Source organism: Anaeromassilibacillus sp. An250 (assembly GCF_002159845.1).
Lineage (GTDB): Bacteria > Bacillota > Clostridia > Oscillospirales > Acutalibacteraceae > Anaeromassilibacillus > Anaeromassilibacillus stercoravium.
Genome location: NZ_NFJK01000009.1, coordinates 88,663 through 101,907 on the forward strand (window position 1 = coordinate 88,663; position 13,245 = coordinate 101,907).

Sequence of the window (13,245 nt, forward strand, 5' to 3'; positions counted from 1 at the left end):
TGGGATTGTGAAGCGTTTTATCTATGCGGATAATGCAGCCACAACACAACTGGATATTGATGCGTTTGAGGCGATGCAACCATATCTTTTAGAAGAATACGGAAACGCTTCGCAGCCCTATTCATTTGCGAGAGCGCCCAAAAAAGCTCTGCGGGAATCGAGGGAAATCATTGCCCAGTGTATTGGCGCTCAACCTGACGAAATATTTTTCACTTCAGGTGGTACGGAAAGCAACAACTGGGCAATAAAGGGAACTGCATTTCTCGACCCGGAAAAACACGGATTTATAACATCAGCCATTGAGCACCATGCGATTTTGCGTCCGTGCGCTGATATTGAAAGAATGGGCTATCCCGTTTTTTATCTGCCGGTAGATTCTACCGGCAAAGTAAATACCGCAACGCTGTCAGAACACATTGCACCGGATACTCGGCTGGTTTCTATTATGGCCGCCAACAACGAGATAGGCTCCATTCAGGACATTCCAGCGTTAGCTGCCATTGCTCATTCCGTTGGCGCAATGTTTCATACCGATGCTGTTCAGGCGGTTGGACATATCAAAATAGATGTGAACGATCTTGGTGTAGATATGCTTTCTGCTTCCGCCCACAAATTCCATGGTCCCAAAGGTATCGGCTTCCTGTATGTCCGAAAAGGGACGCCGCTGGCTCCATACGCAAGTGGCGGCAGTCAGGAAAACCACATGAGGGCGGGCACAGAGAATATCGCATCTATTGTAGGTATGGCGGCTGCATTAAAAAAATGTGTAGATGGACTGAAAGATACAGCGGAGCATTTAACTCGGCTGGAAACCAAACTAATCATGGGCTTGTCAGATGCGAATGTACGATTTTCCAGAAATGGGAGCGCAGCACATATCCCCGGGAACATCAGTCTCTCTTTCCCCGGCTACAGTGGTGAAGCCCTCTTGCACCGATTGGATTTGATGGGAATCTGTGTCTCTACTGGTTCAGCCTGCAATAGCAGAGAAACACAAATATCCCATGTGTTGCAGGCGATTAAACTGGAGCCAGAACTGGCAAAGGGAACAATACGATTGTCGTTAGGAAAGAACAATACAGAAGGCGATATCGACGAAATCGTTGATGCACTTTTGCGAATTTTGAAGTAGAGCTTCTATTGAATACGATAACAATCATCAGCACTTGCTGGATGTGATGAAGTCCCTGTAAGGTGGTGTCATGATGAGCGAAGAACAACCCCTGATTGATTTTAGCCAAATCCCAGAATATGAAATGAAAGCCCTCTGCCGTACACTGCTGCAATCTTGCAGGGAGTTCTATTCCGACCCCAAGAATGTTGAGAAATTTGAACGGTGGAAAGCAGAGCGTGACAAGGAAAACAGAAAAGAGGTGTGATGATGTCAAGGACGATAACCGTAAAAGGAGTTGGCAGAGTCTCCACTCCGCCGGATTACATCGTCATCTCCATGAGCCTTGAAGCGCAGGATACGAACTACGAAAAAGCGATGGAACAGGCCGCACTCCAGATTGACTATCTAAACAAGGCGCTGGAATCTGTCGGATTTAAGAAGAAGTCTGTAAAAACCGTGAATTTCAATGTTCGCACAGACTATGAACGAGTAAAAGACAGAAACGGCAACTATAAAAGCGTATTCAACGGATATATCTGCAATCACCGGCTCAAAGTTGAATTTGATTTCGACACAAGGCGGCTGGCGCAGTCCCTTTCCGCAATCTCAAAATGTCTTGCCAAACCAGAGCTGTCCATCGCCTTCACAGTAAAAGACCCGTCTGCGGTCAACAAGAAGCTTTTGAAATCCGCAACGATCAACGCACGGGAAAAAGCGGAAATTCTTTGCGAAGCCTCGAATGTGGCGCTGGGAGATCTGCTCGCCATCGACTATAATTGGGGCGAACTCAATGTTGTCTCACGCACTGAATATATGCTTGATGAAAAGTGCTTGGCGATGCCGATGGGAGCCATGGCCGATATGGACATCGAACCGGATGACATTGATGTAAGCGACACAGCCACTTTCGTCTGGGAGATTCGATAATCAGAATGTGAGGTGCGGAAATGACTTGGGATGAATATTACGAAAAGTTCTATGACTGGGCGACGAGTACACAGATTCGACGGCTTTCCGCCCTCACCTCCTATGGCTCCCCGGCTGAAGTCACCGAAGTAGCTATGGAATTGTGTGATGAAAAGGCCGCAAGTCGGCTGATAAACAGAGCCTTGGATGCCGGTGTCACCTTTCAAGTCGAGAATATTGAGGATTTGAATTGCTGCGTGGATACAGCGACGATGAAGCGTGTCGTTTCCTCCGTCCAAGGAACACTTTCCGATGAAGCGTTGGATACCCTCACCGGCTGCATGGATGATGAAGTATTCCAGACACTTCTGAAAAAGGCTACGAGCGACCAATATGCACCGGCAACGATTATGGAGTTGGTTGACTGCGCAGATGAAGAGACCTTCAAAACGATGGTAATGAAAGTCACGGGATGCTTTGACGCTGAGCAGCTTGATATTTTGAGGGATTATCTTGACCAGGCAACTATCGAGACTCTGATTGAGAAATCGTTACAGGGCAAGGTGCGGTTCGCTCCGCAGCAAATCATGGAGTGGCTCGATTTTGGAATTTCGGAATCCCTCATTGAAAAAATGTCGCTGACCGCCCAAGGGACATTTGATGCCAATCAAGCTGAGGAGTTGTATGATGTACTCCCAGACGATACATATTTGAAGATTGCGAAAAAGCATCATCTGGAACTTCACAATGAGCCCATCTACGAGGACATATCTTATCAGGAATCCGCAGCACCTCGATTGGGCTTTTGGGGAACGCTATTCGCTGCGATTGCCGGAATCAATGCAGTTTCCCGGCACAGCGAACGACACCAGCATAACGGACATTGTAACGGGGACTGCGCCAACTGCCCTCCCCACTATGGGTATCGCTATGGACGATGGTACTATGGCCACGGTCATCAATACGGCTGCGAGTTTGGAGGTAACAAAGGCGATGGCAGCATGGATTGATGAGGTGCATTGATGTTTGGAAAAAAGAAAAAGGCTCCTGCGCCGGCCTTCGATGTGACGCAAAAGCTGAAGAAAACCTGGTATGGCGGCAAGAAACGGATTCCTACCACAAAGGCGGAACAGCGCAAGATGAAGGAGGCAATCCTGAAGGTTTATCCCGAGGCGATTGTCATAGATGATAATGCAAAGCGGCAAAGGGAACTGGATTGGATAGATCGAATTAAGGAATACGATGCCTTGTTCAATGACTAAGGCTATAAAGCCACCGAGAAGATAGCAGAGGGAAACCCGCTACAACATGGTCAGAGCATCCAATTTAATGTAATGATCCGTTTTTATCCAGCATCATTGCCACCTGAAAGATGAACTCTTCCGGTGTCGGTCTGTCGCTTTTGAATGACATCATATCCCATAACTTTTGCGCCTCCTTGTCATGGTGATCGTAAGCATGATCAATAGCCAACTGCATTTCACGGAGTACATTTTCTGGCGTGGTTCCGTTCTCCCTGGCAATTTTCGCAATAATCTCTTCAAAGTTTTTCATGGATATTCCTCCGTCTTTAGACTTTTCTCTTGTTCTTTGGCGCAAGTATAACATCATAAGAATGTCGAAATCACTCACATTTTGACAGAGGAAAAAGAAAAAGCGTGGAAGAGCCGAAAGCTCTTCCACACTCATCTATCTACCAATACAGACACTACTTTTAAGACCCGCATCCTTTCTTCGTGAGGGAGCGCCTCGATGGCGGCAGAAAGCTCCGAAGCAACTCCGGCAGTCGCTCGATCCACCACATCCACCAGAAGGTCATCCGCAGATACGCCAAGCACATTTGCAATCGCTACGAAAGTGTCCATCCTCGGAATCTTGGTTCCGCGTTCAATCACGCTCACATGGGTCGGGCTAATGTCAATGCAGGCGGCAAGATCTTCTTGTGTCATGTTCTTTTTCTCCCTTGCAGCCTTGATTCTTTGTCCAACTGCTCTTGCATCCATCCTGCCACCGCCTCCTTTAGAACTCGCTTTTGTTCTAAAGAATAGTATAGTGGTGATGGCCTGATTCATACAGAATCCAAAGAACGAGGTATAATTCTAAAGAACTGTTTACGCGGATAACTTTCAGCAAAGATAGAAAAATCGAGTATCAGGTAAGGCAGTATTGATTGACTGCGCTTTTGATAGCACGCACCAATCAATCGTTTTTTTCAATCTGCATCCAGCGGCGCACTGACTCGAACAGTGCAGATGGCTTCACGCAAGACCTCATGGTCGAGCTGTCCTGGCGCTGCCGCAGTAATAGTTTACAACACGATCCGCCCCGATGCCCGAATGCCTTGTAGTCTCCACCGCATCGATACTGGTGCCAAAGAACAGAAATTCCCAGCCATATAGGAGGACTCTTCTTCGGTTTGGTCGCAGGGAAAGCAGTAATCACAAAATTCCTCGAAAGCATTCACTCTCGATATCGGCGATCTCATCCAGTGGGATTTTCGTCCCATCGGTCAGAACAAATACTCGCTCATAATAGTCAATCCGTTTCAGACTGCCGGTGTGGGATGTATAGGAGCCTCCGGCCTTCCTCTCATCCGGGACGAAGTAGGTAATGGTGATCTCCGGTCGGTCTGCTATGATGTCCTGAAGGTACTGCTGTTTCCGGTCCAGCTCCTCCCGCACTTCCTCCCCAATCTCCACTTTTGTATCTGTCAGCCGTCCGGTTTCCTGGATGGCATCCTCGTAGCCGGTGAGAGCGGCGAAGGGGGAAAACTGTGCCGCTCTGTCCAGCATGGACATCTGCGGCCTTGTTTTGGAGACATGATGGGGCAGATGGATGATGTCATCATACTGTGTTTTCATGATTTTTGCCCCCCTCAAAAGGTGACCACAATTCCCTTGTGGTCGGATAAACGCTTGTCCACATTCCATTCTTCCAGAACTGGCCGTTTGGTGGTAACCATACTGCTTGACACGGCAATGTGGTCAATGCACTCTGTCTGTCTTTCGGTCAAAAGGGTCAATCCTGTATCACGAAACAAATCCAGAAGCGTTGTCCTTGCGGCCTGTGTGAAACAGTAGTTATCCGAGAAGGAGCAGTTAAAATCTCCGCAGACACATATCCCATCGCCCAATTCGGACAGGCGGCGAATGTCATCACACTGCCGGTGCAGTTGTTCCATGAAGGAAGAATGACGATTGCCCAGCGTACCTATGATTGTCCCATACACCAGCAGATTCCCTTTTTCCGTCTTTAGCTCAGCACAGAGGGCGGTACGCGAATCATAGGTTTGATGCAGCCGAACAACGGGATAGTTGGTGTAAAGCGAGACGCGATTTTCTGTGACGGCATAGGGAATGGTCTTATCTCCCATCAATGATGTGGTCTCGCAGCAGAAGGCATAATCGGGATGCAGCCGCTTGTCTGTCTCGGTCAGCACAAGGATGTCGGCATGGATGCCATCACATAAGCCTTGTATCTGGTCGAGCTGTTTTTTGTGCCTGAGCCGCTCCACATTCCATGTGGCAATTTTCACGCCCTATGCCCTCCAATCTGCCCGTTCCTGTCCTTGGCCGTTGCCCCTTCTTCCAAATTCATTCCCCGGAGGATCGCATTCTTGCCGAACTTCTTCTTGATGGTCAGCATAGCCGTCTGCATTTTCTGCTCCCGCTCCAATTCCTGCTTTTCCCGTTCCTGCTGCGCCTGTTGTGCGGCATAGTCGGTAAACAGGTCGAGCTGTTCAAAGCCCCCGTTTTTCACCGGCGCAGACTCTTTCGGAAGGACATGGTTCGCCACCACATTCAGCCTTCGGATGAGAAGGTTTTTGCCTACAATGCAATCAAACAACTCTGCCGCAGCGCACATTATTTTGCGTGTAGATGATGTGTGTCCGTCCAGATTGATGGTGCCATGGGCGTGTTTGGGGATCTGGCGTCCGTAATGATCCTTCACAACCGCACCGTGGTACTTTGCTTTTCTGGCCGGGTCGGTGAGGTTTTCGATGTCATAGCCCACCGTCACCACCAGCTGATCGGTGACAAGCCCCTTGTCCACCAGATCCAGCGAGAGCATATCGGCCATCTCCCGCAGGACAAGCCGTGCCTTCTCCGCATTGTAGGGACAGTGAAGCACCTGCCCGGAGCCTAAGCTGTTGGAGCTTGGCCTGTATGCCTTGATCGCCTCAATGGTGGTCGGCTCCCAGCCCCACGCATGGTCGATGAGCAACTCCGCATTTTTCCCAAAGAGTTGATACAGTAGGTCCTCGTTGCGCTCGGACATCCGCGCCACATCGCCCATGGTGAACATCCCATGCTCTTCCAGCTTCTTTGCATAGCCACGGCCTACCCGCCAGAAGTCGGTGAGAGGCTGATGCGACCACATGGTCTGCCGGTAGGTCATCTCGTCCAGCTGGGCGATGCGTACCCCGTTTTCATCCGCTGGGATATGCTTCGCCACAATATCCATGGCCACCTTACAGAGAAAGAGGTTGGTGCCGATCCCCGCCGTGGCCGTGATGCCTGTTGTCTCAATGACATCCAGTATGATCTTCATGGCAAGGTCATGGGCAGACAGCTTGTAGGTATTCAGGTAGTCGGTCACATCCATGAATACCTCGTCGATGGAGTAGACCACGATGTCCTCCGGGGCGATGTATTTCAGGTAGACCTCGTAGATCTTTGTGCTGTATTCCATGTAGTAGGCCATGCGGGGCGGGGCGATGATGAAGTCGATTTCCAGCTTCGGGTTTTGTTGCAGCTCAGAGATGAAGTGTGACTTGCCCTCCAGCACTCTGCCCGGAGCGTCGTGCCGCCGTCCGGCGTTGGCCTCCCTGACCCGCTGCCTGACCTCAAAGAGCCGCCCCCGGCCGGAAATGCCATAGCTTTTGAGGCTTGGGGTGACGGCAAGGCAGATGGTCTTGTCAGTGCGGCTTTCATCCGCCACAACAAGATTGGTGTCCATGGGGTCAAGCCCGCGCTCCCGGCATTCCACCGAAGCGTAGAAACTCTTGAGGTCGATTGCGATGTAAGTGCGCTGCTTCATGCTTCGGTACGCCTCCTTTCAGCGGCATCAGCTTTTCTTGGCTTTCTTTTTCCTCTTGGGCGCTGTTGCGCCATAGCTCATATCCAGCAGCATTTTGATCAGTTCGTCCGGCACACTGCCGTCTAAGGCAACCGAGATCCAGTTTGCCTTGTTCATGTGGTAAGCCGGAAAGATGCCGGGTTCTTTCCGCAGTGAGCCGATGAGGATCGGGTCGCATTTGAGGTTTACCACATCAATAACATCCGAGCCTGCCAGACCCAGCTTGTTTTTGGGAACATCCATCACAAGGGCAAACCATTTGCGGTTGCCCGGATGCCGGAAAACCTCGTTGTTGGGGTATTTTATCCACGGGTGGTTTGCCTCACAGGGATAGGTTTCAAGAATATATTGCTTGAACTGTCCCCGATTCATTCTGCAAACCTCCCGCTGCATTGCTCAATAGATGTGTTTTCCAAATTCATATGCCTCTTGCAGATGGTCGGTCTTGTCAATCTGTGGCTTGCCGTTGGTGTCGCCGCAGCCTCCGGCCAATAGCATCCCTCTGTCATGGAATCCGATGTAGTTGACAAGGGTAAACTGATAGTAAGAAACCGCTTGCTCAAATGTCCAGAAGAAATTGTCAGCGGAGGTCATCAGCAAGGCGCAGTCTTTGGAGGGGTATTTCTCATACCGTCCCAACGGCGGGTTGGGATCTTCCTCTGCGATGCAATAAAAGCGCTCGATCAGCGCCTTTAGCTGAGCGGAAATCGTCCAGAACAGTAAGGGTGAGGCAAAGACAATGCAGTCTGCATCCTTAATTTTGGGAACAAGCTCGTTGAAGCTGTCCTTCTGTACGCAAGGCTTTCCATACCGACAGGCGTTGCATCCCATGCAGCCCTTTACTTCCTGTTTTCTCAGTGAAATAACTTCTACGGTATGCCCCGCTTCTTTCGCACCACGGGCAAAGTGTTCCACCAACTGGGCAGTATTTCCGTTGGGTCTGCCGCCCCCTTGGATAATGAGAATGTTTTTCATCCGGAACCTCTTTTCTGCTCTTGATACAGCTTCCAATTTATTCGTACTCCACATCGTTGTCCCGGCACCAGCGCTCTGCCAGCTCCCGGTAGGCATCCGCCTGATAGTCGTACCACAGCTGCTCGATGCCGTGGAAGCGGATGGTCTGCTTGAAGCGCCGGAATGCACCCCTGCCCCGGATCGCTGCGCCGAGTTCGTTTTTCATCCTTCCCGGCGGGAGGTAGTCCACAAAGGAGTCCATGATGCTGTATTCGTGGATATCATATTTTGTCGGAAAATGCAGGAACCGCTTCGGTTCGTTCTCAACCAGAGCGGCAAGCGCCTCGTCGGTCTCACCAGTGACCCACGCATCGGGCAGATAAACCGTTTCGTTGGTTTTGGTGTCGTAGAGCATCGTGTAGGCATCGCTGGCCTGTTCGATTGCGTCTATGACTGTTTGCAGCTTGATTTTCATATGCTCACCGTCCGCAGCACTTTTTGAACTTCTTACCGCTGCCGCAGGGACAGGGATCATTCCGCCCCACCTTCTTCGGCTTAGCAGCAGTTTGAGCCGCTGCAATCTCTTTCAATAAACTCATACGCAGTTCTTCACTTGGCATATCCATCGTCAAGATCCCCTGCCGCAACTCTTCGGGATTCATGGTTCCGTCCGCAATGGCCTGACGGATGTTCGGACCAAAGGAAAGGGATTTGGGGATGCGTTCTTCCGGGGGAAGTAAGGCAAAAAGTTCATCAGGAGTATGCCCTCGGTTGCATTGCATCCGCACATGGTTGTGAAAGGGGGTATAGACCTCGGCAAAATCGCCTACATCCACTTTGCGGCGGAACTCCACGCCAATCTCATCCAACCGGTTCAGCACATCCTCCAATCCGGCGTTCATGCAGTGGAGGCCATAGTAGATGTCTACGAAAACCGCTTCCATCTTGTCCTCCGGCACGGTGGTTTTGGTCAGGAGGAAGGTGCGGAATGCTTCCGCTTCTGGGGTGTTCTCCCAGTAGAAGGGATTGTCGTAGGCCAGAAGCTCCTTTTTGTCCGGCACATAGTAGGGTTTTCCCTGATGGCCCCGTAAGACCTCGTGATAGGGATCAAGATCCTCGTCGATCAGCTGCACGTCGATGACCTCATATTCCATCAGCTCCGTTTCGGGGCCGTCGTAATAGAGTTCAGACTTGCCGAGGATGTAGTAGTCCTCACACTCATGCCGCGCGATTTCGGCAAAGGCCAGAAACTCCTCCCTGGTTACAAGGGATTTATTCTGGGAGGCGATGATCCCATAGAGCTTGTGCAGGGGGATAATGCCGTACAGATTGGCGGCGGCATTAAAATACTTCCGCAGGAGCCGGGAAGTGGCGTCCTTCAGCGGGATCTCCCGATAGAGGGCGTTCAGTTTTCTTCGCCCGTATATCTCCGGCATCGGGATATAATAGGGTTCCTCTCTGCTCATTCCGCTTCCTCCACGATTCCAAAGTCAATGAGAATATTCTTGTCAGCATGGGTAGGATAGACAATGCCGGTCATCTCGTAGGCGTACCGCTTGGTCTTACGGAAATCCTTTGTCCGCTCCGGAGCGAAGGCGGCGGTCTCATACTTTTCGTATTCCGACAGACCGGCAAGGTCATCCGCAGCTGCCTTGATGAGTGCGTCGGTCACATCGTAGATGTCTTTTCCATACTCCACAGCCACCAGCTCGTGCTTCTTCACATCCTTGTCCAGATTCCCGAAGGAACGATACAGCAAATATTTCATCTTGATTTTCTCCTTTTCGCTTGTCCCGGCAAAACCATCTCGTTCATTTTAAGAAATCGCTTCGGTGTTCCTGTTCACGGAAGCGATACCCCCTCGTGTTCAGCTCTGAGACCTTGAGCGCCACCAAATTGATGTCCGAAGACATTGCCCGCGCAATCTGGCCCACATCGTAGCCGCCGTATATGTATTCCAGAATTTCCTCGTCTGGAAGGGCGATCTGTGCGGCAAACATATTTGCCTCGTATTCCATGCGCTTGTCTCTCATGTCAAAGATATTGAATTCCTGCAGTCCGCCGGCACGGATTGCATCTTTACGGTGGAGGCGGTCATGGCCGATCTCATGGAGCAGAACAATGTCGTGCATCACGGGGTCGAGATGTTTATTGATAAAGATATAGCGGTTTCGTTCAATGACCATGTATGCGCCTTTTTGACGGGAGAAATCACGAGACATGACGATCAGCCCCAGCTCCCTTGCGATCCGGTCAGCATTTCTCGTGCCGCATTGCCGCACAATACGGTTGGCTTTTTGAATGGCTTCCTCCGCTCGAATCAGCATAGTGGTATCACCCCTTCCGGGCAGAATGGTACTGTTTCAATATAACAGATGAAAAGTCCCATAGAGCGGGCTTACTTCGTTCCTTCCTGCTGTTTCAGATACTTTTGGGGCGTGTATTTCTTGTTTCGCTTCTTCGCATCGATATAGGCTTCCTGAATGGCAAGCATCATCTCATCCATATCTTCTTCTGCCATCTCGCCTCCGGAAAAGGCTACCCTTACTTCTTTTAGCAGTCGCTCGGCGCCCTTCTTGCCCCGATAGCCATATTGCTGCCCCGCCATTGCGATGAAATCGTCGCCCTCGTTGTGCAGATAGTCTGCATCGCAGCCGAGAATCCGGGCAAGAATGCCATACACCTCGCGGTTCTGGGGGTATGTGCTGCCCTTTTCATAGTTGGTGATCGTCTTGAGTCCTACTCCCGCCAGTTTCGCAAGTTCCGCCTGAGTAAGTCCCTTTTCCTTGCGCAGTACGCGGAGCTTTTCTCCGAACCTCATAGTATATCCTCCTACCTGTAAGCGTGATAATATGCAATCTATTTGCGTTTTCCGCCTAAAAGTGCTTGACACAAGCAATCCGTTTACATATAATGATAATACGCAATCGCTTTACGCATTTATTGTATATCGGTTTGCGTGTCCCGTCAAGAGTGCGCAGACCAAAATGTGATGTTCGTTTTCGTTTGGACTGAAATTGGTAACGGACACCGGGCAACGAGAAAGTTGCCGGTGCCCGTTATGTGTAGCAAGGAGTGAGAAACATGAGTGCACACTGCAGGAAAGCCTATGTCTCGGTCAATCTGGATGTGGATCAGGAGGGCGTATTCCATCCGCGCTTCATCCGGTGGAAAAACGGCCTAATTTTTCAGATCGATCAGGTACTCTATAAGTGCCGTGCCTCTTCCAAAAAGGTGGGTGGCGGCGGCATTCGCTATACGGTGCTGATCCGTGGCAGAGAATCCTATCTGTTTCAGGAGGGCAGCAAGTGGTTTGTTGAAGCAAAGGAGACCTAACGATGATCTTATCCCAGAAGAAAATCGAAGAAATTGCAGTAGCCGTAACCAAGGATTTCAATGAGTTCTTTTTCGGCAGCGAAACCAAGGACATCCGACGAATGGCACGAGGGACACCGATTGACCAGTTCGCCAAGGAATACCTTGGCTTGGAAGTGTCGTTTGCCCATCTTTCCCCGGATGGAAGCATCTGTGGTCTGACCGCCTATGCGGATACCGAGTATATCACGGAAGAGATGGGCGTGAAGCGAACCATCCCACTCAGGAAAAATCAAATTCTGATGGACACCAGCTTTATTCAACCCGGACAAGTCCAAAAGCTCTGCGGCAAGAGACGCTTTACCCTTGCCCATGAGTGCGCACATCAGATTTTGTTCCAGATGGAAAGTGAAACTGCGCAGTCAGCCTATGCAAAGAAATACTCGGCACGGACAGTGTATTCGCTCCGCGACTTAAAGACTCGCGAGGACTGGAATGAATGGCAGGCTAATGTCCTTGGCGCGGCCATCCTTATGCCGCAAAAAGAAATTGATCTTGCCATGTGGTATTTTGCCGGTGGCAAGAAGTTAATCAATTACGAGGGGGTGTTCGCATATCGTGACAAGTTATCACTGTCTCTTTTGTGTAGGCAGTTTGCCGTGTCGAAGTCGGCGGCTGTAATCCGGCTGAGACATCTCGGTTACATTGAGGATCGTCCGTACCGGGAATATTCAGATCCCTTGGAGGTGTGGGCATGAAAAAGAATATCCGCATCTCTGAGCCGTCTGAGGAAATGATGGAGAAGATCCGAAAAGCGCGTCATGCCATCGCAAACCAAAAAACAAGGATGGTGAAATGTCCCTTCTGTGGACACAATTCAATCGCTGTATTTGAGGACACCAGAGGCCATGTCCAAGCAAAGTGCAAACGCTGTGGACAGGAGACCGTCTTTAATGTCCTCAGTATGAGACGGTTAAAACTTCGCTTTTATCAAGACCGATAAGGGCAGAGATTAACAAATAAATATTGATAGCTGTGCTGTGGAGCCGCTGACTGGTGAGTCTTCCTAATGCCGCATGATCAGATGTTTCCAAAATGGAAACACCTGATTTATCGGTATGGAATTACACGCTCACCGTCATGCGGCTCTTTTTGTTGCCTCGTCATTCCGCTGCTTCGCACCAGCGGAAAGGACGAAGCAATGAAAGGAATCCCGAAAACCCCAGTCGAGTTCGACTATGACCTCTGGACAACGGAGGACGGCAAGTGCATGGTGCGGATCAAGGCTACTGGCGAGGTAACAGAGGTGGAGCGCACTGTGATGCAGGTGTTGCGTTCGGAGGAAAAGCGGTTCCGTCGAGCAATGTCACTGGATCAGGAAGCGGATAGAGACGGCATATCCAAACCAACGATTCTATCGCTGGATGTGCTCCCTGAAGATGTGACAGACTCCAACTGGTTGGCTGATACGGTCGATTACACAGAAGAAATCTCCACGAAGCTGCTGGAACAAAGACTGCGAGAGAGCCTGACTCCTACCCAATATGGAATTTACCAGGCTTGCATTCTGAATGGGATCAGTTACAAGGCTTATGCGGATCAAATGGGAGTCAGTTATCAGAGCGTCCAGAATGCAATCCGACTCATTCAGAAAAAAGCGAAAAATATTTTTGGGTGATGGTTGTGATTTGCTGAAAAAATGTCCGTTGTAAAGTGAAGGGGTTCTTCGGACGCCTTCATTGAACCTTTTCAACTGAATATCCGGCAGCTAAATAACATCAGCGGATGAGCGAGCGATGCGGACGGTGCGCGATGACCACCTGTAGGGGAGAAAGGGGCAAAGCCCTCTTTCTCTTCTATCAATGACGGCCAATAAG

Annotated in this window: 21 protein-coding genes; 9 read left to right on the forward strand and 12 right to left on the reverse strand. The window is 50.2% G+C overall.

Features of this window, described 5'->3' with window-relative positions; genetic code table 11:
- Positions 1–7 precede the first annotated feature (7 nt).
- The 5 genes from B5F54_RS09680 (at position 8) to B5F54_RS09695 (ending at position 3,282) form a co-directional block, all read left to right on the forward strand.
- The gene (locus tag B5F54_RS09680; RefSeq protein WP_235821954.1) at positions 8–1,132 is read left to right on the forward strand and encodes a cysteine desulfurase family protein; all 1,125 of its coding nucleotides are present in this window, start codon (positions 8–10) and stop codon (positions 1,130–1,132) included.
- Positions 1,133–1,202: 70 nt separating this feature from the next.
- Entirely contained in the window at positions 1,203–1,379 is a 177-nt protein-coding gene (locus B5F54_RS17625) for a hypothetical protein (RefSeq protein WP_172724600.1), read from the forward strand.
- A gap of 2 nt (positions 1,380–1,381) precedes the next feature.
- Positions 1,382–2,041 (forward strand): SIMPL domain-containing protein, encoded by a 660-nt coding sequence (locus B5F54_RS09685; protein WP_083389885.1) that lies wholly within the window; start codon positions 1,382–1,384, stop codon positions 2,039–2,041.
- Between the two features lie 20 nt (positions 2,042–2,061).
- Positions 2,062–3,030: a hypothetical protein gene (locus B5F54_RS09690; protein ID WP_071430717.1), complete on the forward strand. Its 969-nt coding sequence runs from the start codon at positions 2,062–2,064 to the stop codon at positions 3,028–3,030.
- 12 nt (positions 3,031–3,042) lie between these two features.
- Entirely contained in the window at positions 3,043–3,282 is a 240-nt protein-coding gene (locus B5F54_RS09695; RefSeq protein ID WP_071430715.1) for a hypothetical protein, read from the forward strand.
- Positions 3,283–3,346: 64 nt separating this feature from the next.
- Here B5F54_RS09695 and B5F54_RS09700 read toward each other — a convergent pair whose 3' ends face one another.
- The 12 genes from B5F54_RS09700 to B5F54_RS09760 all read right to left on the reverse strand — a co-directional run bounded on the left by B5F54_RS09700 (position 3,347) and on the right by B5F54_RS09760 (position 10,874).
- Positions 3,347–3,574, reverse strand: coding sequence for a sporulation initiation factor Spo0A C-terminal domain-containing protein (locus tag B5F54_RS09700; protein WP_071430713.1), 228 nt, complete (start codon positions 3,572–3,574; stop codon positions 3,347–3,349).
- A 131-nt stretch (positions 3,575–3,705) separates the two neighbouring features.
- The gene (locus B5F54_RS09705; protein ID WP_071430711.1) at positions 3,706–4,023 is read right to left on the reverse strand and encodes a helix-turn-helix domain-containing protein; all 318 of its coding nucleotides are present in this window, start codon (positions 4,021–4,023) and stop codon (positions 3,706–3,708) included.
- Positions 4,024–4,458: 435 nt separating this feature from the next.
- Positions 4,459–4,881 (reverse strand): hypothetical protein, encoded by a 423-nt coding sequence (locus tag B5F54_RS09715; protein ID WP_087233705.1) that lies wholly within the window; start codon positions 4,879–4,881, stop codon positions 4,459–4,461.
- A 14-nt stretch (positions 4,882–4,895) separates the two neighbouring features.
- Entirely contained in the window at positions 4,896–5,555 is a 660-nt protein-coding gene (locus B5F54_RS09720; protein ID WP_071430708.1) for an endonuclease/exonuclease/phosphatase family protein, read from the reverse strand.
- On the reverse strand, positions 5,552–7,060 hold the full coding sequence (locus B5F54_RS09725; RefSeq protein ID WP_087233708.1) for a Y-family DNA polymerase: 1,509 nt from the start codon (positions 7,058–7,060) through the stop codon (positions 5,552–5,554). The genes B5F54_RS09720 and B5F54_RS09725 overlap by 4 nt, the downstream gene beginning before the upstream one ends.
- A 27-nt stretch (positions 7,061–7,087) precedes the next feature.
- Positions 7,088–7,471, reverse strand: a complete 384-nt coding sequence (locus B5F54_RS09730; protein ID WP_071430704.1) for an MmcQ/YjbR family DNA-binding protein — start codon at positions 7,469–7,471, stop codon at positions 7,088–7,090.
- A gap of 24 nt (positions 7,472–7,495) precedes the next feature.
- Positions 7,496–8,074 carry a flavodoxin family protein gene (locus B5F54_RS09735; RefSeq protein ID WP_071430702.1) on the reverse strand — a complete coding sequence of 193 codons (579 nt, stop codon included), beginning with the start codon at positions 8,072–8,074 and terminating at the stop codon, positions 7,496–7,498.
- 37 nt (positions 8,075–8,111) lie between these two features.
- Positions 8,112–8,528, reverse strand: a complete 417-nt coding sequence (locus B5F54_RS09740; protein ID WP_071430700.1) for a UPF0158 family protein — start codon at positions 8,526–8,528, stop codon at positions 8,112–8,114.
- A 4-nt stretch (positions 8,529–8,532) separates the two neighbouring features.
- Positions 8,533–9,519, reverse strand: a complete 987-nt coding sequence (locus B5F54_RS18270; protein ID WP_071430698.1) for an SEC-C metal-binding domain-containing protein — start codon at positions 9,517–9,519, stop codon at positions 8,533–8,535.
- Positions 9,516–9,821, reverse strand: coding sequence for a carboxylate--amine ligase (locus tag B5F54_RS09750; RefSeq protein ID WP_071430695.1), 306 nt, complete (start codon positions 9,819–9,821; stop codon positions 9,516–9,518). Before B5F54_RS09750 ends, B5F54_RS18270 begins: the two co-directional genes overlap by 4 nt.
- A 43-nt stretch (positions 9,822–9,864) precedes the next feature.
- On the reverse strand, positions 9,865–10,380 hold the full coding sequence (locus B5F54_RS09755) for an ImmA/IrrE family metallo-endopeptidase (RefSeq protein ID WP_071430693.1): 516 nt from the start codon (positions 10,378–10,380) through the stop codon (positions 9,865–9,867).
- A 71-nt stretch (positions 10,381–10,451) separates the two neighbouring features.
- Entirely contained in the window at positions 10,452–10,874 is a 423-nt protein-coding gene (locus B5F54_RS09760; protein ID WP_071430691.1) for a helix-turn-helix domain-containing protein, read from the reverse strand.
- 263 nt (positions 10,875–11,137) lie between these two features.
- On the opposite strand from B5F54_RS09760, the gene B5F54_RS09765 reads away from it, so the two are divergent.
- The 4 genes from B5F54_RS09765 (at position 11,138) to B5F54_RS09780 (ending at position 13,046) form a co-directional block, all read left to right on the forward strand.
- Positions 11,138–11,389, forward strand: a complete 252-nt coding sequence (locus tag B5F54_RS09765) for a hypothetical protein (protein WP_071430689.1) — start codon at positions 11,138–11,140, stop codon at positions 11,387–11,389.
- Positions 11,390–11,391: 2 nt separating this feature from the next.
- Entirely contained in the window at positions 11,392–12,126 is a 735-nt protein-coding gene (locus tag B5F54_RS09770; RefSeq protein WP_071430687.1) for an ImmA/IrrE family metallo-endopeptidase, read from the forward strand.
- Positions 12,123–12,371 (forward strand): hypothetical protein, encoded by a 249-nt coding sequence (locus tag B5F54_RS09775; RefSeq protein ID WP_071430685.1) that lies wholly within the window; start codon positions 12,123–12,125, stop codon positions 12,369–12,371. The genes B5F54_RS09770 and B5F54_RS09775 overlap by 4 nt, the downstream gene beginning before the upstream one ends.
- Positions 12,372–12,569: 198 nt before the next feature.
- Positions 12,570–13,046 (forward strand): hypothetical protein, encoded by a 477-nt coding sequence (locus B5F54_RS09780; RefSeq protein WP_071430683.1) that lies wholly within the window; start codon positions 12,570–12,572, stop codon positions 13,044–13,046.
- The last annotated feature ends 199 nt before the right edge of the window (positions 13,047–13,245 follow it).